Annotated in this window: 21 protein-coding genes; 18 read left to right on the forward strand and 3 right to left on the reverse strand. The window is 59.9% G+C overall.

From position 1 onward, the window contains the following. Positions 1-233 precede the first annotated feature (233 nt). The 5 genes from MRBLMR1_RS00630 (at position 234) to MRBLMR1_RS00650 (ending at position 4,528) form a co-directional block, all read left to right on the forward strand. Positions 234-1,214, forward strand: coding sequence for a sugar kinase (locus tag MRBLMR1_RS00630; protein WP_148142995.1), 981 nt, complete (start codon positions 234-236; stop codon positions 1,212-1,214). A gap of 29 nt (positions 1,215-1,243) precedes the next feature. Next, positions 1,244-2,260, forward strand: a complete 1,017-nt coding sequence (kdgT, locus tag MRBLMR1_RS00635; protein ID WP_500063423.1) for a 2-keto-3-deoxygluconate transporter — start codon at positions 1,244-1,246, stop codon at positions 2,258-2,260. Between the two features lie 61 nt (positions 2,261-2,321). Further along, positions 2,322-2,783 carry a NanQ anomerase/TabA/YiaL family protein gene (locus MRBLMR1_RS00640; protein WP_148142997.1) on the forward strand — a complete coding sequence of 154 codons (462 nt, stop codon included), beginning with the start codon at positions 2,322-2,324 and terminating at the stop codon, positions 2,781-2,783. A gap of 46 nt (positions 2,784-2,829) precedes the next feature. Further along, complete coding sequence (gene kduI, locus MRBLMR1_RS00645) at positions 2,830-3,672, forward strand: 5-dehydro-4-deoxy-D-glucuronate isomerase (RefSeq protein ID WP_148142998.1); 843 nt, start codon at positions 2,830-2,832, stop codon at positions 3,670-3,672. Positions 3,673-3,742: 70 nt separating this feature from the next. After that, positions 3,743-4,528: a gluconate 5-dehydrogenase gene (locus MRBLMR1_RS00650; protein WP_210297833.1), complete on the forward strand. Its 786-nt coding sequence runs from the start codon at positions 3,743-3,745 to the stop codon at positions 4,526-4,528. Between the two features lie 88 nt (positions 4,529-4,616). On the opposite strand, the gene MRBLMR1_RS00655 is transcribed toward MRBLMR1_RS00650, so the two are convergent. Next, positions 4,617-5,075 (reverse strand): Lrp/AsnC family transcriptional regulator, encoded by a 459-nt coding sequence (locus MRBLMR1_RS00655; RefSeq protein ID WP_148143000.1) that lies wholly within the window; start codon positions 5,073-5,075, stop codon positions 4,617-4,619. Positions 5,076-5,198: 123 nt separating this feature from the next. Here MRBLMR1_RS00655 and alr point away from each other — a divergent pair, with 123 nt between their 5' ends. The 12 genes from alr (at position 5,199) to MRBLMR1_RS00715 (ending at position 17,260) form a co-directional block, all read left to right on the forward strand. Further along, positions 5,199-6,326, forward strand: a complete 1,128-nt coding sequence (gene alr / locus MRBLMR1_RS00660; protein ID WP_148143001.1) for an alanine racemase — start codon at positions 5,199-5,201, stop codon at positions 6,324-6,326. Between the two features lie 30 nt (positions 6,327-6,356). Continuing rightward, a complete protein-coding gene (locus MRBLMR1_RS00665; protein ID WP_148143002.1) occupies positions 6,357-7,607 on the forward strand; it encodes a D-amino acid dehydrogenase in 1,251 nt (416 codons plus the stop codon). Positions 7,608-7,791: 184 nt separating this feature from the next. Then, positions 7,792-7,986, forward strand: a complete 195-nt coding sequence (locus tag MRBLMR1_RS00670) for a hypothetical protein (RefSeq protein ID WP_148143003.1) — start codon at positions 7,792-7,794, stop codon at positions 7,984-7,986. Positions 7,987-7,996: 10 nt separating this feature from the next. Continuing rightward, on the forward strand, positions 7,997-8,275 hold the full coding sequence (locus MRBLMR1_RS00675; protein WP_500063428.1) for a hypothetical protein: 279 nt from the start codon (positions 7,997-7,999) through the stop codon (positions 8,273-8,275). Between the two features lie 4 nt (positions 8,276-8,279). After that, on the forward strand, positions 8,280-8,447 hold the full coding sequence (locus MRBLMR1_RS00680; protein WP_183685281.1) for a hypothetical protein: 168 nt from the start codon (positions 8,280-8,282) through the stop codon (positions 8,445-8,447). Positions 8,448-8,945: 498 nt separating this feature from the next. Beyond that, entirely contained in the window at positions 8,946-9,035 is a 90-nt protein-coding gene (gene kdpF, locus MRBLMR1_RS00685; RefSeq protein WP_148143004.1) for a K(+)-transporting ATPase subunit F, read from the forward strand. Between the two features lie 31 nt (positions 9,036-9,066). Then, positions 9,067-10,770 carry a potassium-transporting ATPase subunit KdpA gene (gene kdpA / locus MRBLMR1_RS00690; protein WP_148143005.1) on the forward strand — a complete coding sequence of 568 codons (1,704 nt, stop codon included), beginning with the start codon at positions 9,067-9,069 and terminating at the stop codon, positions 10,768-10,770. A gap of 11 nt (positions 10,771-10,781) precedes the next feature. Next, positions 10,782-10,958: a hypothetical protein gene (locus MRBLMR1_RS00695; RefSeq protein ID WP_183685280.1), complete on the forward strand. Its 177-nt coding sequence runs from the start codon at positions 10,782-10,784 to the stop codon at positions 10,956-10,958. Between the two features lie 58 nt (positions 10,959-11,016). Then, positions 11,017-13,104 (forward strand): potassium-transporting ATPase subunit KdpB, encoded by a 2,088-nt coding sequence (gene kdpB, locus MRBLMR1_RS00700; protein ID WP_500063431.1) that lies wholly within the window; start codon positions 11,017-11,019, stop codon positions 13,102-13,104. 12 nt (positions 13,105-13,116) lie between these two features. Next, positions 13,117-13,683, forward strand: a complete 567-nt coding sequence (gene kdpC, locus MRBLMR1_RS00705; protein ID WP_148143007.1) for a potassium-transporting ATPase subunit KdpC — start codon at positions 13,117-13,119, stop codon at positions 13,681-13,683. Positions 13,684-13,854: 171 nt separating this feature from the next. Further along, complete coding sequence (locus MRBLMR1_RS00710; RefSeq protein ID WP_148143008.1) at positions 13,855-16,575, forward strand: sensor histidine kinase; 2,721 nt, start codon at positions 13,855-13,857, stop codon at positions 16,573-16,575. Further along, positions 16,568-17,260, forward strand: coding sequence for a response regulator transcription factor (locus MRBLMR1_RS00715; protein ID WP_148143009.1), 693 nt, complete (start codon positions 16,568-16,570; stop codon positions 17,258-17,260). Before MRBLMR1_RS00710 ends, MRBLMR1_RS00715 begins: the two co-directional genes overlap by 8 nt. A 7-nt stretch (positions 17,261-17,267) precedes the next feature. Here the strand turns inward: MRBLMR1_RS00715 and MRBLMR1_RS00720 are convergent, their stop codons facing one another. Next, positions 17,268-18,233 (reverse strand): magnesium and cobalt transport protein CorA, encoded by a 966-nt coding sequence (locus MRBLMR1_RS00720; RefSeq protein ID WP_148143010.1) that lies wholly within the window; start codon positions 18,231-18,233, stop codon positions 17,268-17,270. Positions 18,234-18,302: 69 nt separating this feature from the next. Then, positions 18,303-20,216 (reverse strand): potassium transporter Kup, encoded by a 1,914-nt coding sequence (locus MRBLMR1_RS00725; protein WP_148143011.1) that lies wholly within the window; start codon positions 20,214-20,216, stop codon positions 18,303-18,305. A gap of 181 nt (positions 20,217-20,397) precedes the next feature. On the opposite strand from MRBLMR1_RS00725, the gene MRBLMR1_RS00730 reads away from it, so the two are divergent. Beyond that, positions 20,398-21,303: a dihydrodipicolinate synthase family protein gene (locus MRBLMR1_RS00730; RefSeq protein ID WP_148143012.1), complete on the forward strand. Its 906-nt coding sequence runs from the start codon at positions 20,398-20,400 to the stop codon at positions 21,301-21,303. Positions 21,304-21,352 lie beyond the last annotated feature (49 nt).

The following is a 21,352-nucleotide window of genomic DNA, read 5'->3' on the forward strand; positions in this document are numbered from 1 at the left end:
CCTTTCGGCATTTGGTGAAGCGCCCTCCCAACCGTGGTCCCATTAAGACAGAGCCTGAGAGGACCGCGGCTTCCATCTGCAACTTACCAATGTAGTGGACATCAAAGTTTGATCCCGATCAACGTAGGAATTGATGAGTGTGAATATGGTCCGGCCCAGCGCTGGACGAAATCTTAATCCACGCCCCAGTTTTACAGGACAGCGTCACGCCTTGGGGGCGGAAGGGAGGCAAAATGCCACTGGAAATACGCGTAGCTTCGATCGGCGAATGCATGGTCGAATTGCAACGCAAGCCGGACGGCTCGATTACGCAAGCTTTCGGAGGTGATACTTTCAACACCGCTGCCTACATGGCACGGTTGGGTGCTGGTTTGGGATCATTCGTCTCATACATAACCGCCATCGGTGATGATCCTTTCAGCGAAGACATGGCGGCGTTCTGGAATTCCCAGGGTGTCGACGATCATCTTGTGTTGCGCAGAAAAGGCCAGCGGCCCGGTCTTTATTTTATCAAGACGGACCCAACCGGTGAACGTCGCTTCTTCTACTGGCGCGGCGAGGCTGCCGCCCGTGAAACTTTCCAGGGTGAAGGTTCTGATGAGCTTCTTGCCGCACTCGAAGGATTTACGAGCGTCTACATCTCCGGCATCAGTCTGGCCGTGTTGAAACCGGAAAGCCGCGAGCGTCTGCTCGTAAAGCTGGAAGAACTTGCACGTGCCGGTGTCGCCGTCGATTTCGATGGCAACTATCGTCCGCTGCTTTGGGGCGGTATCGAAAATGCACGTGCGGCCTATGAACGCGTCATCGCATTTTCGACCCGCGTTCTCGTCACCATCGAGGAGCTCGAAGTGTTTGGGCTTGCCCAGACCATGGAAGCAGGCATTGAATATTTTGCAAAAATGCCGCAGCTGGAAGTAGTGATCAAGGACGGGCCGGGCGTTGCAACGCTCATCCATGGCGGTAAGGTCGAAACCGTACCAGCCACCAAAGTCGAGAAAGTTGTCGACACAACTGCTGCCGGCGACAGTTTTTCAGCAACCTATATTCTAGGCCGCAACCTTGGTATTGAACCCGCGGAGGCAGCACGTCGTGCCCACGTCGTCGCAGGCGCGGTCGTACAGCACCATGGTGCAATCATACCGAAAGACGCCACACCCGACGTCTTCAAAACTGAGATCGCCAGCCGCGGCAATTTAATCACCGCGGCGGAATAGCGAACTCATTATTAAGGAGGAATACAAAAATGAATATTAAAAAGGCAATTGATAAAGTCCCCGGCGGACTAATGCTCGTGCCGCTCATTCTGGGCGCACTTTGCAAGACCTTCTTCCCCTGGGCCGGTAGCTATTTCGGTTCGTTTACCAATGGTTTGATCGCCGGCACCGTGCCGATCCTGGCCGTCTGGTTCTTCTGCATGGGTACCTCTATCGACCTTCGCGCAACCGGTACGGTTCTGCGCAAGTCGGGTAACCTCGTCGTCGTCAAGACGCTCGTTGCCTGGGGCGCCACCTACATCGCCGCTCAGTTCCTGCCGCTCGAAGGTGTGCAGTCGGGCCTGTTCATGGGCTTTTCGGCTCTGGCCATCTGCGCCGCAATGGACATGACCAACGGTGGTCTCTACGCCGCGATCATGCAGCAATACGGCACCAAGGAAGAATCGGGCGCCTTCGTCCTGATGTCGATCGAATCAGGCCCGCTGGTCTCGATGCTGATCCTCGGCGCAGCAGGCGTTGCAACCTTCGAACCGCATCTGTTCGTCGGCGCAGTCCTGCCCTTCCTGATCGGCTTCATCCTCGGCAACCTCGATAAGGATCTGCGCGCCTTCTTCAAGGGCGGCGTCACCACCCTGATCCCGTTCTTCGGTTTTGCTCTGGGTAACGGCATCGACCTGCACGTCATCGCTCAGACCGGTCTTGGCGGTATCCTGCTCGGCGTCATCATCATCGTCGTCACTGGTATCCCGCTGATGCTTGCCGACAAGTTCATCGGTGGCGGTAATGGTACTGCCGGTCTCGCAGCTTCGTCGGCCGCCGGCGCTGCTGTCGCCAACCCGATGATCATCGCCGAAATGGCTCCGCAGTTTAAGCCTGCCGCAGCCGCCGCTACTTCGCTGGTCGCCGCAGCATGCCTGACTACCGCTATCCTGGTTCCGATCCTGACCGGTATGTACGCCAAGTACATGAAGAAGCGGGGCGGTGTTGTCGAAACCGTCGCGGCCGATGCGCCGGAGGCTGGTGACGAGCTAAAGGTTGCCCATTAAGCTCTGAGCGGGGCCAGTGCTTTGCCACTGGCCCCATCCAGTTCATTTAAGGAATAACGTCATGTATCTCAGCAATCTCGCCACGCTCGACCGAGACGCCGCAACTCTTCCGGCAAACATCCAGAAAGGCCTCAAGTTCCTGGCCGAAACGGATATCGCTGCATTGCCCGCCGGACGTGTCGATATCGAAGGCGATACCATCTTCGCCCTGATCCAGGACTACGACACTGCCCCCAAGGCCGAGAAGCGTCCGGAATCCCACGCCCGCTACATCGACATCCAGTTCGTATTCAGTGGTCGCGAAGTCATCGGTTATGCACCACTTGCTGCCGATTACACAGTCGAGGAAGACCTCTTCGAGAGCAAGGACGTCAAGTTCTACTCCAAGGTCACCGACGAAACCGATCTTCTTCTCGGAGCCGGCGCATATGCCGTGTTCTATCCCACCGACATTCATCGTCCCGGCTGTGCCGCCGAGGCGCCCGGTAAGGTGCGCAAGGTCGTCATCAAGCTTCTGGCCTGATAGACCTGCACCGTACATATCCCATCATACTTAGAGGAGTAATATCATGGACATCCGCTATTCGGCCAACCAGAAGGACTTCAAGCGCTACACGACCGAGGAAACGCGCGCTGAATTCCTGATCGAAAAGGTTTTCGCCGATGACGAGATCGTCGCCACTTACAGCCACGTCGATCGCATGGTCGTGTTCGGCTGCAAGCCGGTCAATGAAGCCGTTCCGCTCGACAAGGGCATCGATTGCATGAAGAATTTCGGCACGAATTACGTGCTGGAACGCCGCGAACTCGGCATCTTCAACCTTGGCGGCGAAGGTTCTGTCGAGGTCGATGGCGAAGTCTACAATCTCGCCTTCAAGGATTGCCTCTACGTCACCAAGGGCCACAAGTCGGTTGTCTTCAAGAGCAAGGACAAGGCCAACCCAGCCAAGTTCTACATGATCTCCGCTCCGGCCCATAAGGTCTGCAAGACGACTTTCCTGTCGATTGCCGACGCCCAGAAGAAGCCGGTTGGCGACAATTCGACGGCCAACAAGCGCGTCATCAACCAGTTCATCCACCCGGACGTTCTGGAAACCTGCCAGCTTTCGATGGGCCTGACCGAACTCGATCCGGGCAATGTCTGGAACACGATGCCAGCTCATACCCACGAGCGCCGTTCGGAAATCTACTACTACTTCAACATTGCTGAAAATCAGGCCGTCTTCCACATGATGGGTGAAGGCGATCAGACCCGCCATATCCTCGTGCAGAACGACCAGGCCGTCATCTCGCCGTCGTGGTCGATCCACGCCGGTTGCGGCACCGCCAACTACACGTTCATCTGGGCAATGTGCGGCGAAAACCTGACCTTCGACGACATGGACCATATCGCCATCAGCGACCTGCGCTAAGTCGGTCTACGTCGGAGCGGCAATCATATGCCGCTCCGGTTTCTTTCAATATAGGCAAGGATTTAAGATATTGAGTTACGCAGATAGCTTTTCGCTCAAGGGCAAGGTCGCGCTGGTTACCGGTGCTTCCTACGGTATCGGTTTCGCACTGGCCAGCGCGCTCGCTGAAGCCGGCGCCACGATCGCCTTCAACGACATCAACGAAGATTTCCTCGCCAAGGGCCTCGAAGCCTACAAGGCTGCCGGCATCGACGCCAAGGGCTACATCTGCGACGTGACCGATGAGCCGGGCGTGCAGAAGATGATCGCCGAAATCGAGAAGGATCTCGGTTCGGTCGACATCCTCGTCAACAATGCCGGCATCATCAAGCGCGTTCCGATGCATGAGATGGACGTCAAGGACTTCCGTCAGGTCATCGACATCGACCTGACCGCCCCGTTCATTCTCGCCAAGGCCGTCATTCCGGGCATGATCAAGCGCGGTGGCGGCAAGATCATCAACATCTGCTCGATGATGAGCGAACTCGGCCGCGAGACCGTTTCGGCTTACGCAGCTGCCAAGGGCGGCCTGAAGATGCTGACGCGCAACATCGCTTCCGAATACGGTTCGCAGAACATTCAGTGCAACGGTATCGGCCCGGGCTATATCGAAACCCCGCAGACCGCGCCGCTGCGCGAACCGGGTCATCCGTTCAACTCCTTCATCCTCGCCAAGACGCCGGCAAACCGTTGGGGCACGACGCAGGACCTGAAGGGACCGGCCGTCTTCCTCGCCTCCTCGGCATCGGACTTCGTCAACGGTCACGTGCTTTATGTCGACGGCGGTATCCTCGCCTATATCGGCAAGCAGCCCTGATTGGTCTGGTGCTTTTAGCGCCATCAGGTTGATAATCGAAACGCCGTCCGTGTCCTGCACGGGCGGCGTTTTCGCGTTCGGGTAGGGATTACCGGCTTTTCCGGCTTCGGGTCATCAGGACGTTGCGGATCGAAAAGCTTGAATGGATGCGCAGCACGCCCGGAAGTGCCGACAGGATTTCCTTGTGGATGCGCTCGAATTCTCCGGCATTGGCAACTTCGACGCGCAACAGATAGTCGGAGCCTCCGGTCATCAGAAAACATTCCCGTATTTCCGGATATTTGCGAACGGCCGCCTCGAAGCGGTTGAGATACTCTTCCGTCTGCCTTTCCAGCGTGATGTTGATGATAACGGCGATGCCGTTCTGATCGTTATCGACAAGCGCCGTATATCCGCGAATGACGCCGGCCTCCTCAAGCAGCCTGATGCGGCGAAGACAGGCGGAGGGCGAAAGGCCCACTTCCGCGGCTAGGGCCGCGTTGCTCATACGGGCATTGAGCCGCAGCAGGCGCAAAAGGTTACGGTCGATCTGGTCCATGGTTGCCATGAATATTATTCCAAAATGTCGTATATAATTTCAAGGGATTTGCATCTGAGAAATTTTCTGCCATGGATTGGCAGGAAATTCAACGATCATTTCATTATGCTCATCTTAAAAAGAGGGGCGTGAATGAACGAGCGAATGACCATGCCGGCGGCGCAGGAAATTGCTGCTGCGGCCTGCGGATATCTGACGATCGATCTTGGTGCGATCTGCCGCAATTATCTGAAACTTGCCGAGGCGCTTGCGCCGGCGAAAGCGGCTGCCATGGTCAAGGCCGACGCCTACGGGCTTGGCGCCCGTCCGGTTGCGGAAGCGCTTTACAAGGCCGGCTGCCGAGACTTTTTCGTTGCCCATTTTATGGAAGTCGCAGCCGTGAGGCCCGTGCTTCCCGATAACGCCGTTCTTTACGTCCTCAATGGCCTGCAGCCGGGCAATGAGCTGGCCTGTGCTGCAGCGGGTGTTGTTCCGGTGCTGAACTCACTTGAACAGTTGCGGCGCTGGTCTGCCGCCGCGCATGGGCTGGGCAAGCGTCTGCCCGCCGCCCTGCAATTCGACACCGGCATGTCGCGGCTGGGGTTTTCGCCGGCAGAGCAGGTACAACTGAAATCGGAACTTGCCGATCACGAGCTGCTCGATATCCGCTTCATCATGAGCCATCTCGCCTCGGCCGATGAGGTGGAGAGTGAGCAGAACGATCAGCAGCTGGCGGAGATGCAGCGGATCGCCAAGGAATTTCCCGACCTGCCTGTCTGCTTTGCCAACTCCAACGGCATCTTTCTCGGCCAAAGCTATCACGGCTACATGGCGCGTCCCGGCATTGCGCTTTATGGCGGCAATCCGACGGGGGCCGCTGCCAATCCTATGGAACCCGTCGTCGGCCTGAAGATTGCAGTGATCCAGACGCGAACCATACCCGCCGGAACAAAGGTTGGTTACGGGGCTACGTTCGTGGCGCCACGCGAAATGCGGCTTGCGACGATTGCAGCCGGTTACGCCGACGGTTTGCCGCGCAGCCTCAGTGATCGGGGTGCCGTCTATTTCGGCGACCACCGCCTGCCGATCGTCGGCCGCGTTTCGATGGACAGCATGACCGTTGACATAAGCGCCCTGCCAGTCGGTGCCGTAACGCTCGGCAGCCTTGTCGAGATGATCGGGCCGCACCAGACGCTGGACGATCTTGCGCAGGCGGCCGGAACGATTTCCTATGAGGTGCTGACCAGCCTCGGTCAGCGCTACGAGCGCCAATATCTTTAGCCATTTATCAGATAAAAAACGGGGAATTCCATGAAAGTCATCGTTCTCGGAGCCGGCGTTGTCGGCGTTACATCCGCCTATCAACTGGCCAAGGCCGGCCATGAGGTAACCGTCATCGACCGGCAGGAAGGTCCGGCGCTGGAAACCAGCTTTGCCAATGCCGGTGAGGTTTCCTTCGGTTACTGCTCCCCCTGGGCAGCACCCGGCATTCCGCTGAAGGCGATGAAGTGGCTTTTCATGAACCACGCACCGCTGATCCTGCGTCCGAAGATGGATGCCGCCATGCTGTCGTGGATGGCCCAGATGCTGCGCAACTGCACCTCGGAACGTTATGCGATCAACAAGAGCCGCATGCTTCGGATCGCCGATTATGCGCGTATCTCGCTTGCCGAAGTCCGTGATGAAACCGGCATCGCTTATGACGAACGCATGCAGGGCACCCTTCAGCTGTTCCGCACTCAGCAGCAGCTCGACGCATCGGCCAAGGACGTCAAGGCGCTGGCAGCGGACGGTGTTCCCTTCGAAGTGCTCGATCCGGAAGGCTGCATCCGCGTCGAGCCCGCGCTGAAACATGTGCGACAGAAGATCGTCGGCGGCCTTCTGACGCCGAAGGACGAGACGGGCGACTGCTTCAAGTTCACCAATGCGCTGGCGCTGAAAGCGGCTGCGATGGGGGTGAAATTCCTTTACGGCACCAATATCAAGGCGCTCGATGTCGAGGGCGGAGCCATCAAGGGCGTTGTAACCGATCGCGAGACATTGCGTGGTGATGCCGTCGTCGTGGCGCTCGGCAGCTACTCGCCGATGCTGGTCAAGCAGTTCGGCATCAAGCTGCCGGTCTATCCGGTCAAGGGCTATTCCCTGACAATCCCGATCGTCGATGCCTCGCGCGCGCCGGAATCAACCGTGATGGACGAGACCTACAAGATCGCCATCACGCGCCTCGGTGACCGTATCCGCGTCGGCGGCATGGCGGAGATTTCCGGTTATACCAACGATCTCGGCCAGAAACGGCGCGCGACGCTCGAACATTCCGTCACCGATCTTTTCCCGGGGGGCGATGTTTCCAAGGCGGATTTCTGGTCCGGCCTGCGCCCGATGACGCCGGACGGCACGCCGGTGATCGGGGCGACCAAGGTGAAGGGTCTGTTCCTCAATACCGGCCATGGCACGCTCGGCTGGACGATGAGCTGCGGCTCGGCCAAGGTCATCAGCTCCATCGTTAGCGGCAAGAAACCGGAAATCGACGCGACCGATCTCGCCGTCTCGCGCTACGCCTAACTTTCCGATTTGCCCGCCGCGCCGGTTCCATCCGGTCGCGGCGGCTTTATGACTTCCCTATTTCTTGGTGTCTCCACACCAATCGAATGCCTATGAGGCAGTCGCTACCTTTCGATCAGGCATCGCATTCGATGTCCGTTCCGTGAGCCTTTGGCGCGGAACTTCGATCGACAAGGAGTGACCCATGTATGGTCGTCTGGGCGTTATTAATCTTCTCCACCTTACCGAAGCCGAGGCACAGCGCCGCCGCCTGGCACAGGCCCGTCCTGTAACCGGTGACACTGCTGCCGGCATGAGCCTTGCGATGGCCCTGTGCCTTATCGGCGTCCTGGGCGTCGGTTTCTGCGCCATTGCGGCGCTCGCGGTGATGGTCGGTTGAGGAGAATGATATGGGCAAGTTTGCGATGAACGACCGGGAGCCTCCCGCGACAGGTATCCGTTTCACTGTCGGTCGTGACAGGAGTGGCCGCTGGATCGTCAATGACGCGCAGGGCAAGGTCGGCGGGCTTTTCACCGATCGCGCCTCGGCAGTGCATTTCGCCATGTTCGAAAGTGACCACATCCCGGGGGCAGTCTGGTGCCTGCCAGAGCATGTGACGCTGACATTGGACGCGGCTTTCGAGCCGCGCCGGCTGTCTGCGGCAAGCCGTGTTGCGGGCAGGGCGTGAGGGCATGTTTCTTCCGCTCCGGTATCTGCGGGGATGTGTTTACCCCCGTGGCCGTATGCAGCGCCTGATCGGTTCCGGACAATTGCGTGGCTCGGATGCAATCCTTGGCATGATGGCAGTGATGCTGGCTGTTGTCGGGGTCGCCTTTGCGCTCGATATGGCGCTGTTCTGAGCAGGCGCCATTTCGCGAAGATGCCTTTCATCCGCCTGCCGGCACCAACCGGGGACGGGTCGCTTGCCCCGTCCCGTCCTCTGGACCCCCGCAGGCGGGGCGAAGGACAGACTCCGTGCCGTCTCTGCTTTCCTCAAGCGTGCCAATGGGGCACGTCCCTCTCCCCGTTTACGGGGAGAGGGTTAGGGTGAGGGGCAAGTCGTCGGACGCATTCGAAAATTCCTATAAAATTCCTATATCTTTGCTCTCCCGTCCGTCTCGAACCCCTATGCGCTCCGGCGCCATATTCGGGCCCTGAGAGATCAAAAGATCCTCTCCCTGCCAGACACTCATGAGGTGCCGTCTTTCCGGACGGCGCCATTCGGCTTGTCTGGTGTCGATCAGTTCAAAGGAACCCGGATCATGCTGGACCTTATCTTAATCGGCACGGCGATCATCTTCTTCGCCCTGTGCTTCGCCTACACCCGCGCCTGCGACAGGCTTTAGAAGGAGGGAGCGATGATACTCGACTATGTGCTCGGCGGTGCCGTTACCGTCTTTCTCACATTCTACCTCACCTACGCTCTCATCCGCCCCGAACGCTTCTGATGGCGTTTTCGGGAACTGAAAGTTTATCTCCATGACCCTCAACGGATGGCTTCAGATCCTCGTCTTCTGCGGGATCGTCCTCGTGCTCGTCAAACCGCTCGGCGCCTATATGACGCGGGTGTTTTCCGGCGAGCGTACGCCTCTTTCCCCCGTCCTCGTTCCGCTTGAACGGGGACTTTACGCCTTAGCCGGCACCAGCGAGCGTGAGGAGCAGCACTGGACGACTTACGCCTTCGCCATGCTGATGTTCAATCTCCTCGGCGTGCTGGTTCTCTATGGCCTGTTCCGCCTGCAGGATATGCTGCCGCTCAACCCGGCCGGCATGGCCGCGGTCGGGCCGGAACTCTCCTTCGACACCGCCGTCAGCTTCGTCACCAATACCAACTGGCAGAACTATGGCGGCGAAAGCACCATGTCGTATCTGACCCAGATGGCGGGGCTCGGTGTGCAGAATTTCCTGTCGGCTGCGACCGGCATCGCTATTGCGATTGCTCTGATCCGCGGTTTTTCCCGCGCCTCGGGCAAATCGGTCGGTAATTTCTGGGTCGATATGACCCGCGCCACGCTTTACCTGCTTTTGCCGCTCTGCATCCTGCTGACGCTGGCCTTCGTCTTTCTCGGCGTGCCGCAGACCTTTGGCGCTTACGTGGAAGCCACGACGCTGGAAGGTGCGAAACAGACGATCGCGCTCGGCCCGGTCGCCTCGCAGCTTGCGATCAAGATGCTCGGCACCAATGGTGGCGGTTTCTTCAACGCCAATTCCGCGCATCCGTTCGAAAATCCGGATGCGATCTCCAACCTGATCCAGATGGTGGCGATCTTTGCGATCGGTGCGGCGCTGACCAACGTCTTCGGCCGCATGGTCGGCAACCAGCGTCAGGGCTGGGCGATCCTCGGCGCAATGGGTGTGCTGTTCCTCGCTGGCGTCGTTTTCGTCTATTGGGCTGAAGCTGCGGGTAACCCGATCATGCACGCGATGGGCCTGTCGGGCGGTAACATGGAAGGCAAGGAAGTCCGCTTCGGCGTCGTGCTCTCGTCGCTGTTCGCGGTCATCACCACGGCCGCATCCTGCGGTGCGGTCAATGCCATGCATGGTTCGTTCACCGCACTTGGCGGGCTGATCCCGATCATCAACATGCAGCTCGGCGAAGTCATCGTCGGCGGCGTCGGTGCCGGTTTCTACGGCATCATGATGTTCATCATCGTCGCCGTCTTCGTCGCCGGCCTGATGGTCGGCCGCACGCCGGAATATCTCGGCAAGAAGATCGAGGCGAAGGAGATGAAGATGGCGCTGCTCGCCGTTCTCTGCCTGCCGCTCGCCATGCTCGTCTTTGCCGCGATCGCCGCCGTGCTTCCTTCAGCCGTCGCCTCGATCGGCACCGGTGGACCGCACGGGTTCTCGGAAATCCTCTATGCCTATACGTCGGCTGCCGCCAATAACGGCTCTGCTTTCGGCGGGCTTACCGGCAATACGCCCTGGTACAATGTGACGCTCGGCATCGCCATGCTGATGGGGCGCTTCCTGGTCATCATCCCGGCACTTGCGATTGCCGGCTCGCTGATCGGCAAGAAGACGGTTCCGGCCTCGGCCGGCACATTCCCCACCGATGGCGGCCTGTTCGTCGGTCTTCTCGTCGGCACGATCCTGATCGTCGGCGGCCTGACTTTCTTCCCGGCACTCGCACTCGGCCCGATCGTCGAGCATCTGGCGATGATCGCCGGACAGACGTTCTAAGGAGATCCGACATGAGCATTCGTCACGCCCTTCGCAGACAATCAGACCTTGCCTCGCCGATGCGGGGCAAGGGGAACGTCCGGGGCAATTCCCGGGAGCGCCAGAGATGGTGCGGTTCCAATGCCATTCTCGCGATGATGGCGGGCATACTCGCCATCGTCTGCGTCATCGAAATCCTGCACGGCTGACTGTGTGGCCCTGATCTGTCAGGGCCATCGGTCGCCTCATCCAAGCTGGAGCCTCTTCATGAGCCAGGCAAAATCCGCGTCTATCCTCGATAGCCGCATTCTCATTCCCGCGATCGGCGCAGCTTTCACCAAGCTCAATCCGCGCACGCTCGCCAAGAACCCGGTCATGTTCGTCGTGGCCACGGTGTCGGTCCTGACGACCGTTCTCTTCCTGCGCGATCTTATCGTCGGCGGCGACAATCTCGGTTTCTCCTTCCAGCTCAACCTCTGGCTCTGGTTTACCGTACTGTTCGCCAATTTCGCCGAGGCGGTGGCGGAAGGTCGTGGCAAGGCGCAGGCGGACAGTCTGCGCAAGGCGCGGACCGAAACCCAGGCCAAGCTCCTCACCAGCGCCAACGACAGCGACTACAAGATGGTCGCCGGTACCTCGCTCAAGGTGGGCGATATCGTGCTGGTCGAGGCCGGCGATATCATCCCCTCCGATGGCGAGGTGATCGAAGGCGTTGCTTCCGTCAACGAGGCAGCCATTACCGGCGAAAGCGCCCCGGTCATCCGTGAATCGGGCGGCGACCGTTCGGCCGTCACCGGCGGCACGCAGGTTCTCTCCGACGTCATACGGGTGCGGATTACGGCGGCTGCCGGTTCGACCTTCATCGACCGGATGATCTCGCTTGTCGAAGGTGCCGAGCGCCAGAAGACGCCGAACGAGATCGCGCTCAACATCCTGCTTGCCGGGATGACGCTGATCTTCGTGCTGGCAACGGCGACGATCCCGAGCTTTGCCGCCTATGCCGGCGGCTCGATCCCGGTCATCGTGCTGGTCGCGCTGTTCGTGACGCTGATCCCGACAACCATAGGCGCGCTGCTTTCGGCCATCGGCATTGCCGGCATGGACCGTCTGGTGCGCTTCAACGTGCTCGCCATGTCCGGCCGCGCGGTGGAGGCCGCCGGCGATGTCGATACGCTGCTCCTCGACAAGACCGGCACGATCACGCTGGGTAACCGCCAGGCAACCCAGTTCCGTCCGGTGCGCGGAGTTTCCGAACAGGAACTCGCCGATGCGGCGCAGCTTGCCTCGCTTGCCGACGAGACGCCGGAAGGCCGTTCGATCGTCGTGCTTGCCAAAGAGAAATACGCGATCCGCGGCCGCGATATGGCGAGCCTGAAAGCCTCGTTCGTGCCCTTTACCGCCCAGACGCGGATGAGCGGCGTCGATCTCGACGGCAGCCAGATCCGCAAGGGCGCGGTCGATGCGGTGCTCGCCTATGTCAATGGTGGCACGTTGCCTGTGGCCGGCAATACGGCTATTGCCGCCAGCCCGCAGTCGGACACCGTGCGAGAATTGCAGGCGATCGCGGAAGAGATCGCCAAGGCCGGTGGCACGCCGCTCGGCGTTGCCCGCGACGGAAAACTGCTTGGCGTCATCCACCTCAAGGATATCGTCAAGGGTGGCATCCGCGAGCGTTTTGCCGAACTCCGCAAGATGGGCATCCGCACGGTGATGATTACCGGCGACAACCCGATGACGGCGGCGGCGATCGCTGCCGAAGCGGGCGTCGATGATTTTCTTGCCCAGGCGACGCCGGAGAACAAGCTGTCGCTCATTCGTGAGGAGCAGGCCAAGGGCAAGCTTGTCGCCATGTGCGGTGACGGCACTAATGATGCTCCGGCATTGGCGCAGGCGGATGTCGGTGTGGCGATGAATACCGGCACGGTTGCGGCCCGCGAGGCCGGCAACATGGTCGACCTCGACAGTGACCCGACGAAGCTCATTGAGATCGTCGAGATCGGCAAGCAGTTGCTGATGACCCGCGGGGCGCTGACGACGTTTTCGATTGCCAACGACATTGCCAAATATTTCGCCATCATCCCGGCGATGTTTCTCGCCTTCTATCCGCAGCTCGGCGTGCTGAACGTCATGGGCCTTGCGACACCGCAAAGCGCCATCCTGTCGGCGATCATCTTCAATGCGCTGATCATTATCGCGCTGATCCCGTTGTCGCTAAAAGGCGTCACCTATCGCGCCGTCGGCGCCGGTGCGCTTCTCTCCCGCAATCTTCTGATCTACGGCCTCGGCGGCATCGTCGTCCCGTTCATCGGCATCAAGGCGATCGACGTGGTCATCACCACGCTCGGCCTCGCTTAAGGAGTATTCTCGATGTTGAAACAACTTCGTCCGGCCATCGTCATGATCGTCGCCACCACGGCCATTACCGGCCTGATCTATCCATTCGCCATGACAGGCATTGCGCAGGCTGTGTTTCCGGCGCAGGCGAATGGCAGCCTGATCGAAAGGGATGGTCAGGTGATCGGCTCGTCACTGATCGGCCAGAGCTTCGCCGGCGAGCAATATTTCCACGGCCGTCCCTCGGCTGCCGGTGACGGTTACAACGCTGCCTCGTCCTCCGGCTCCAATCTCGGCCCGACCAGCCAGAAACTGATCGACCGGGTGAGGGCGGATTACGAGACTGCCAAGGCTTCCAACCCGAATGCGGAGGTGCCTATCGATCTTGTGACCGCCTCGGGCAGTGGCCTTGATCCGCATATCTCGCCGGAGGCCGCCTATTTCCAGGTGGCGCGTGTGGCCAAGGCGCGCCAGATGGACGAGGCGAGCGTAAAGGCGCTGGTCGAAGCGCATGTCGAAGGCCGAGAGCTGGGCTTCCTCGGCGAGCCGGTGGTCAACGTGCTGGCGTTGAACATGGCGCTGGATGGCTCTAAGACGTAAGGAATGCAGGCGTTTGCCCCTCATCCGCCTGCCGGCACCTTCTCCCCGCAAGCGGGGAGAAGGACCAAGCCGCAAGCTCTCCGTTCCTCCTCGCCCCGCTTGCGGGGAGAGGGTGGTCGAGCGGAGCGGAGGCCGGGTGAGGGGCAGCACCATCCTGAGAGACCGCATTTCATGCCCGACGCCCCCCGCGAGAACGGCCGAGACACAGATACCAGACCCTCGCCGGATGCTCTCCTGCGTGAGGCGGAGCGGGAGAACCGTGGGCGGCTGAAGATCTTTTTTGGCGCCGCGCCCGGCGTCGGCAAGACCTATGAAATGCTGATGTCCGGCAGGGCGCGGCAAGCCGATGGTGTCGATGTCGTCATCGGCGTGGTGGAGACGCATGGCCGGCGCGAAACCGAGGCCCTTATCGACGGGTTCGAGATCATCGCCCGCCGACAAATCGATTATCGCGGCCAGAGTCTCGAGGAGATGGATCTCGATGCCATCCTCGCCCGCCGTCCGGCTCTCGTTCTGGTGGATGAACTGGCGCATACGAATGCCAGCGGCAGCCGCCATCCGAAACGTTACATGGATGTGCAGGAACTGCTGGCGCAGGGCATCGACGTCTATTCCACTCTCAATATCCAGCATGTCGAGAGCCTCAATGATGTCGTGGCGCAGATCACTCGCATCCGGGTGCGCGAGACGGTGCCGGACCTGATCATCGACCGTGCCGATGATGTCGAGATCATCGACATCACCCCCGACGACCTGATCAAACGTCTCAACGACGGCAAGGTCTATATGCCGAAGACGGCGCGCCGGGCGATCGAGAACTATTTTTCGCCGGGCAATCTGACGGCTTTGCGCGAACTGGCTTTGCGGCGTACCGCCCAGCGCGTCGACGAACAACTGCTCAACCACATGCAGGCCAATGCGATTTCCGGTCCGTGGGCGGCGGGCGACAGGCTGCTCGTCTGCCTGGATCACGGGCGCAACGGAGCAAGCCTGGTGCGTTATGCCCGCAGGCAGGCGGATCGGCTCAGGGCGCCCTGGGCAGTATTGCATCTGGACACCCCGCAGGATGCCGCGCTTTCGGAGGAGGACAAGGACCGGCTGGCGACAAACATGCGGCTGGCGCAGCAGCTTGGCGCCGAGGCTGTCACGTTGCCGGGGCTTTCGCCGTCACGCGAAATCATTGCCTATGCCAATGCCAACAATTTCACCCATATCGTTGTCGGCCGGCCCGCAAAACCGCGCTGGCTGCAGTTCTGGCAAACTTCCGTCACCCATGACCTGATCCGGCATGCCGGTCATATCAGCGTCCACGTGATTTCCGGTGATCAGAAGGATGGTGAGGCAGACCGCGGTGTGAAGGTTGCGCAGGCGCCAAGACCTTTCCGGGTAAAACACTATCTGCAAAGCACGGTCTTCGTTGCGCTGGCAATCGCGGCGGGCGTTGCGCTCGACCAGACATTCGTCGTGCGTAATCTGGCGCTGGTCTTCCTGATGGCGGTTCTTGCTTCGGCGGTCCGGGGCGGACTGGGGCCGGGGCTGTTTGCCTCGTTGCTCGGGGCCGTCGCCTTCAACTTCTTTTTCCTCGAACCGCGCTACACATTCACGATCCGCGATCCGGAAAGCGTGATCGCGCTGCTCTTCTATCTCGGTGTTGCGCTCGTCGCCTCCAACCTGACGGCGGCGGTTCAGCGGCAGGCGGTTGCCGCCAGAGCAAGGGCGCGCACGACGGAAGATCTCTATCTCTTCTCCAAAAAGCTTGCGAGCACCGGGACGCTGGACGATGTGCTGTGGGTTACCGCCTTCCAGATCGCCTCGATGTTGAAGGTGAGGGTTGTCATCCTCTTGCCGGAGAGTGGAACGATCGCGGTGAAAGCGGGCTATCCGCCGGACGATACGCTGGTCGATGCCGATATCGCGGCCGCCAGATGGGCCTGGGAGCACAATCGCCCCGCCGGCCGCGCAGCCGACACACTGCCCGGCGCCAAACGGCTCTACCTGCCGCTTCGCACCGGTCGTGAGGCGGTCGGCGTCATCGGTCTCGACAACGATCGTCAGGGACCGCTTCTGACGCCCGAACAGCAGCGGCTGTTCGATGCGCTGGCGGATCAGGCAGCTCTCGCAATCGAGCGGGTGCAACTGGTGTCGGATGTCGACAAGGCAAGGCTTGCGGCAGAAACCGACCGGCTGCGCACCGCGCTTCTCACCTCGATCAGCCATGACCTGAAGACCCCGCTTGCGGCGATCATGGGTTCGGCCGACATGCTGAAGGATCTGGGACCGCAATTGCAGGAAGAAACGCGGGCGGAGCTTCTGTCGACCGTCATCGACGAGTCCGAGCGGCTCAACCGCTTCATCGTTAACCTGCTCGACATGACGCGGCTCGGTTCCGGCGCAATGCAGCCGAACTACGCCCTGCATTTCGCCGGTGACATGGTGGGCACGGCGCTTGGCCGGGCGGCGAAGATCACATCGGGCCACACGGTGGAGGTTGGCATCCCGGCAGATCTGCCGATGCTGAAGGTCGATCCCGTGCTGTTCGAGCAGGTCCTGTTCAATCTGATCGATAACGCCGCCAAATATGCGCCGGAGGGCACGGTCATCGACATAAGGGGACAGAGGGATGGAAATGCCGTCCTTCTCTCCGTCATGGACGAGGGGCCCGGCATACCGCCAGAAGACCTGGAGCGGATCTTCGACAGTTTCTACCGGGTACGCAAAAGCGATCAGGTAAGGGCGGGTACCGGGCTCGGGCTTGCCATCTGCCGCGGTTTCGTCGAAGCGATGGGCGGCACGATCCGGGCGCATAACCGGTCTGACCGTTCGGGGGCGATCTTTACCATCAGGATGCCGGTTCCCATGGACGTGCCGATCTTGGGGGATGAAAATGACTGAAAACGCCGTACGTATCCTGATCGTCGATGACGAGCCGCCGATCCGCAAGCTGTTGCGCGTGGGCCTGAGCGCGCAGGCCTATGCCGTCAGCGAGGCGATGAATGCGAAGGTGGCCATGGAGCTGGCGGTCAGCGACAAGCCGGATCTTATCATTCTGGATCTCGGCCTTCCGGATATGTCCGGCCACGATCTGCTCGCCAAATGGCGCGGCGAGGGAATGACTCTGCCGATCGTCATCCTGTCGAGCCGCACCGACGAGGCGGGCATCGTCAAGGCGCTGGAACTTGGCGCCGACGACTATGTGACGAAACCCTTCGGGATGAGCGAACTGGGTGCGCGCATCCGCGTGGCACTGCGCCACCGGTTGCAGGCGCAGGGCGAAAAGCCGGTTTTCCAGACCGGTGAGCTGTCGGTCGATCTGGTCAAGCGGATCGTCAAGGTGGCAGGCCGCGACGTGAAGCTGTCGCCGAAGGAATACGACATCCTGCGCATTCTCGTGCAGCATGCCGGCAAGGTGCTGACCCACCGGTTCCTGCTGGAACATGTCTGGGACGGGCTGACCGATGTTCAGTATCTGCGCGTCTATGTGCGCCAGCTCAGGCAGAAGATCGAGGCGACGCCCGACCAACCGCGATTTATCCTGACGGAGACCGGCGTCGGCTATCGTCTGGCCGCGCCGGATTGATCCGGAGCTAAAGCCAGCCGACCTTCTTGAAGCGATGATAGAGCACGCCGCAGACGAGGACGATTGCGGCAAGCACGACGTAATAACCGTATTCGGTCTTCAACTCCGGCATGTTCTCGAAATTCATGCCGTAAATGCCGGCGACAGCTGTCGGCACGGCCAGGATCGCGGCCCAGGAGGCAAGCTGCCTGGTGATGACGCCCTGACGCTGCTGTTCCAGAAGGTTAGAGGCCTCGAAGACTGAGGTGATGACTTCCCGAAGGCCGCCGACCATGCTTTCCACCCGTCGGCAGTGGTCCAGAACGTCGCGGAAATAGGGTTTGGCGTGCTTGTCCAGGCAGGGCAGGTCCAGATTGACGAGTTTGCCCGCCACTTCCGTCATCGGTCCGAGAATGCGCCCGAACAGGATCAATTGCCGTCTCAGCCGGAACAGGCGGCGGATCTGCTCGCGTTCGAGGAAATTGGCGAGCATCTTCTGCTCCATCTCCAGAACGCGATCCTCGATCGTCTGAACCGTTGGCAGATAACCATCAACGATGAAATCGATAATGCCGTGCAGCACATAGTCGGGGCCTTGCGACAGCAGTTTCGGCGAGGCTTCGAGCTGGGAGCGCACTTCGCTGTGGCTGCGCATCGAGCCGTGCCGGACGGTGATGATATGGCGCTGTCCGACGAAGATTGCAGTCTCGCCGTATTTGATCTTGTCGCCGTCGAGATGGGCGGTCTTGGCGACGACAAAAAGCTGGTCGCCATAGGCCTCGACCTTGGGGATCTGATGTGCGTTGAGCGCATCTTCAACAGCAAGTTCATGCAGGCTATAGGTCTTTGCGAGCGTTTTCAGCTCGTCGGCTGTCGGCTCGTGCAGGCCGATCCAGGCGAATTCGTCACCAGTCAGCGCTGGACAGGGTTCGTCTATCGGGAGAGGGCGCCCGCGCTTTCCGTTCGTGTATACATAGGAGGCGACGACAGTCATGGCGCTCTATCTCTTTGTTTAAACGCAATTCCGGCCGCAAAACCGGTGTCCACTTTTGCTGGAATTGCTTTAAATCGCGACCTGCTCACCCAGTTCCACCACGCGGTTCGGCGGCAGCTTGAAATAGGCTGAAGGATCGATGCCGAAATCGGCGAGGATGATGTAGAGCTTTTCCTGCCAGCGCGGCAGGCCGGTATTGGGCGTTTCGATCAGGTTGCGGCGACCGAGATAGAAAGAGGTCTGCATGATTTCGAACTTGAAGCCCTTTTTCTTGCAAACGGTCAGAGCCTTGGCGACGTTGGGTTCATCCATGTAGCCGAAGGTGATGTCGAGGCGGATGAAGCGCTTCGACAATCTCGTCATCTCGACACGTTCCTGCTGAGGCACATAGGGCTTGTCCTGGGTCCAGATGGTCAGGATGACGTTCTGTTCGTGCAGGACGTGGTTGTGCTTCAGATTGTGCAACAGAACGGCGGGGGTGCGATCCGGCACGCTGGTCAGGAAGACCGCGGTTCCGGGTACGGTCACGGGTGCGCTGGCGGTTTCCCGTTCGATGGAGCTTTCGATCGAGGTGATGAAGGTTTCCAGCGGAATGTCGTTCTTGGCCGTCTTTTCCTTCAGGTATTTCGATCCCTTCGTCCATGTCCACATGGTCAGCATGATGACCAGCGCGAGCATGACCGGCACCCAGCCGCCGTCATGGACCTTGAGAAGGTTGGCGGCGAGGAAGATCGTCTCAATGACGAAAAGCGGTCCCAGAATGATCGCAGCCGTTATGGCCTTGTAACCCCATACGGCGCGCAGGAACTGGAAGGACATCAGCGTCGTGACCACCATCGCGCCGGTGACCGAGATACCGTAGGCGGTGGCAAGCGATTCCGAATCCCCGAAGGAGAAGATGAGTACGATGACGCCGATGAACAGGACCATGTTGACGGCCGGTACATAGATCTGCCCGGTATTGGTCTCGGAGGTGAACTTGATCGCAAGACGCGGCAGGAAGCCCAGGTGCACTGCCTGGCGGGCCAGCGAAAAGGCCCCGGTGATGACGGCCTGGCTGGCGATGATTGTCGCCATGGTAGCAAGGATCACCATCGGCAACAGCGCCCAATCGGGATAAAGCAGATAGAACGGGTTGGAAATCTTTGTCGGATCGGCAAGCACGAGCGCGCCCTGGCCGAGATAGTTCAGGGCAAGCGCCGGGAAGACGAGGATGAACCAGGCGACACTGATCGGCTTCCTGCCGAAATGCCCCAGGTCCGCATAAAGCGCTTCGGCACCGGTGACGGTGAGGAAGACGGCGCCGAGCACGATCAGCCCGGCCCAGCCAGCATGGGTGATGAACCAGAGAGCGTTGATCGGGTTGAGGGCCTGCAGGATCGTCAAGTCGTCGCCGATATGGATGAGGCCGCCCCAGGCCATGGCAAGGAACCACACGACGGTGATCGGCCCGAAGAATTTCATTACGGCCGCGGTGCCCTTGGACTGGACCATGAACAGACAGATCATGATGGCAGCGGAGAGCGGCAGAACGTAACCGGAGAAAGCAGGCGTGATAAGCTTCATGCCTTCGAGCGCCGACATGACCGATAGCGCCGGGGTAATCATCGCGTCGCCGATGAACAGCGCCGAACCGATCAGGCCTGCAAAGAAAAGCACCGGCATGTAGCTTCCGGTCTTCTTCATCAGAAGCGCCAGAAGCGAAAGCGTGCCGCCTTCACCGTCATTGTCTGCACGCAGAAGAAACAGAACGTATTTGAAGGTTACGATGATGGTCAGTGTCCAGACCATCAGCGAGATCAGGCCTATCACGTGCTCGTCACGAATGCCGTTGGCTGCAAACGGACGCAACGCCTCGCGGAACGCATAGAGAGGGCTGGTGCCGATGTCGCCATATACGACCCCGATCGACCCTAGCAGCAGCACAAGAAATTTGCGGGTTTCCGAAGTGGTATCGGAAGCGGCGGCATGCGATGCGGTCATAAAGTCTCCAGGCGCAGGGCCAAGGTGTCGTTCGATGTATATGTCTGGCGCGGAATATGGTGCATCGCCGCGGTCAAGGCAAATGGATGCATATAAGACTTTGATGTCATAGTCTCGCCCCACATATCGAAATCCTATGCGGTGAGAGCAATGTTGGTTTCTGTAAAACAGGAGCCAAATCATGACACCCTTCCTTCGCGCAAGGCGTCAAACTTACACACCCCTTTTGAGCCCCTTCAACGATGGCCGGATCGATCTTTCGGAATTCGAGGCAACGATCGATCGGCAGATCATCGCCGGAGTGGATGGAATTGTGGTTTGCGACGTTGTCGGCGAGGGTCCGGTGCTCGGCTCGGATGAATACCAGAGCCTGCTGAAAACCGCTGTTTCGCGGGGCCGACCACATCTGAGCGTGATAGCTGCGACCGGCACAAACTGCACTGTAAAGACCGCGGAGCGATGCCGCCGCGCCGAAGAGCTCGGTGCCGATGCCTTGCTGGTGACGGTGCCGTATTATTCGAAACCGACGCTCAAGGGAGTGATCAATCACTTTCGCGAAATCACTGCTGCCGTCGATATCCCGGTTGTTGTGGATGATGATCCGGGGCGCACGGCAAAGGACTATGGCCCGGCGCTAATGGATGCGCTTGCCGAAATCGATCCTATCGCCGGCATATGTCATGGCGCCGGGCGTCTCGAACATTTCGCGGCCTTGCCGGCATCGCTCAGAGATCGGTTCATGCATCTTTCGAGAGATGACAGGAAGCTGATGGAATTCCTGGATCTGGGTGGGCACGGCGCCTTGTCGGCGTTGGCCAATATCATCCCATCTCCGGTGCAGACCATGGTGGCGATGGCGGAGCGTGGCAGTGGCTGCGATTCTCTGCTGCAGGCCATGTCCGTTGCTGCGGCGGCTGTTTGTGGGGATGACGTTGCCGCGCTGAAGGAGGCGCAGTTCTTCCTGCACCAGTCACCGGCTGATGTCCGCTTGCCACTGGTGGCTGCCGAACCGGAAACGATCCTGCGCGTGCGGCATGCCTTCGCGCCTTTTGCCAGATGCGAGCCGTCGACGCGAGAGGCTGCGTGATCGGCCGCATCTAGGCCGCGTGTGGTATTTCGATAAATAGTTCGTGGGG

This window comes from Neorhizobium sp. LMR1-1-1.1 (assembly GCF_040675795.1).
In the GTDB taxonomy this organism is placed as follows: domain Bacteria; phylum Pseudomonadota; class Alphaproteobacteria; order Rhizobiales; family Rhizobiaceae; genus Neorhizobium; species Neorhizobium cellulosilyticum.

Excerpts from the sequence above, each read along its gene's own strand:
- MRBLMR1_RS00655 (WP_148143000.1), bottom strand. The coding sequence starts at position 5,075 with ATGGCAACCATGGACCAGATCGACCGTAACCTTTTGCGCCTGCTGCGG.
- MRBLMR1_RS00695 (WP_183685280.1), top strand. The coding sequence starts at position 10,782 with ATGAGCATTCGTCACGCCCTTCGCAGACAATCAGACCTTGCCTCGCCG.
- MRBLMR1_RS00665 (WP_148143002.1), top strand. The coding sequence starts at position 6,357 with ATGAAAGTCATCGTTCTCGGAGCCGGCGTTGTCGGCGTTACATCCGCC.
- MRBLMR1_RS00640 (WP_148142997.1), top strand. The coding sequence starts at position 2,322 with ATGTATCTCAGCAATCTCGCCACGCTCGACCGAGACGCCGCAACTCTT.
- kdgT (WP_500063423.1), top strand. The coding sequence starts at position 1,244 with ATGAATATTAAAAAGGCAATTGATAAAGTCCCCGGCGGACTAATGCTC.
- MRBLMR1_RS00725 (WP_148143011.1), bottom strand. The coding sequence starts at position 20,216 with ATGACCGCATCGCATGCCGCCGCTTCCGATACCACTTCGGAAACCCGC.
- MRBLMR1_RS00710 (WP_148143008.1), top strand. The coding sequence starts at position 13,855 with ATGCCCGACGCCCCCCGCGAGAACGGCCGAGACACAGATACCAGACCC.
- MRBLMR1_RS00730 (WP_148143012.1), top strand. The coding sequence starts at position 20,398 with ATGACACCCTTCCTTCGCGCAAGGCGTCAAACTTACACACCCCTTTTG.
- MRBLMR1_RS00680 (WP_183685281.1), top strand. The coding sequence starts at position 8,280 with ATGTTTCTTCCGCTCCGGTATCTGCGGGGATGTGTTTACCCCCGTGGC.
- MRBLMR1_RS00720 (WP_148143010.1), bottom strand. The coding sequence starts at position 18,233 with ATGACTGTCGTCGCCTCCTATGTATACACGAACGGAAAGCGCGGGCGC.
- kdpC (WP_148143007.1), top strand. The coding sequence starts at position 13,117 with ATGTTGAAACAACTTCGTCCGGCCATCGTCATGATCGTCGCCACCACG.
- alr (WP_148143001.1), top strand. The coding sequence starts at position 5,199 with ATGAACGAGCGAATGACCATGCCGGCGGCGCAGGAAATTGCTGCTGCG.
- MRBLMR1_RS00715 (WP_148143009.1), top strand. The coding sequence starts at position 16,568 with ATGACTGAAAACGCCGTACGTATCCTGATCGTCGATGACGAGCCGCCG.
- kdpA (WP_148143005.1), top strand. The coding sequence starts at position 9,067 with ATGACCCTCAACGGATGGCTTCAGATCCTCGTCTTCTGCGGGATCGTC.
- kdpB (WP_500063431.1), top strand. The coding sequence starts at position 11,017 with ATGAGCCAGGCAAAATCCGCGTCTATCCTCGATAGCCGCATTCTCATT.
- MRBLMR1_RS00670 (WP_148143003.1), top strand. The coding sequence starts at position 7,792 with ATGTATGGTCGTCTGGGCGTTATTAATCTTCTCCACCTTACCGAAGCC.
- MRBLMR1_RS00630 (WP_148142995.1), top strand. The coding sequence starts at position 234 with ATGCCACTGGAAATACGCGTAGCTTCGATCGGCGAATGCATGGTCGAA.
- kduI (WP_148142998.1), top strand. The coding sequence starts at position 2,830 with ATGGACATCCGCTATTCGGCCAACCAGAAGGACTTCAAGCGCTACACG.
- MRBLMR1_RS00675 (WP_500063428.1), top strand. The coding sequence starts at position 7,997 with ATGGGCAAGTTTGCGATGAACGACCGGGAGCCTCCCGCGACAGGTATC.
- kdpF (WP_148143004.1), top strand. The coding sequence starts at position 8,946 with ATGATACTCGACTATGTGCTCGGCGGTGCCGTTACCGTCTTTCTCACA.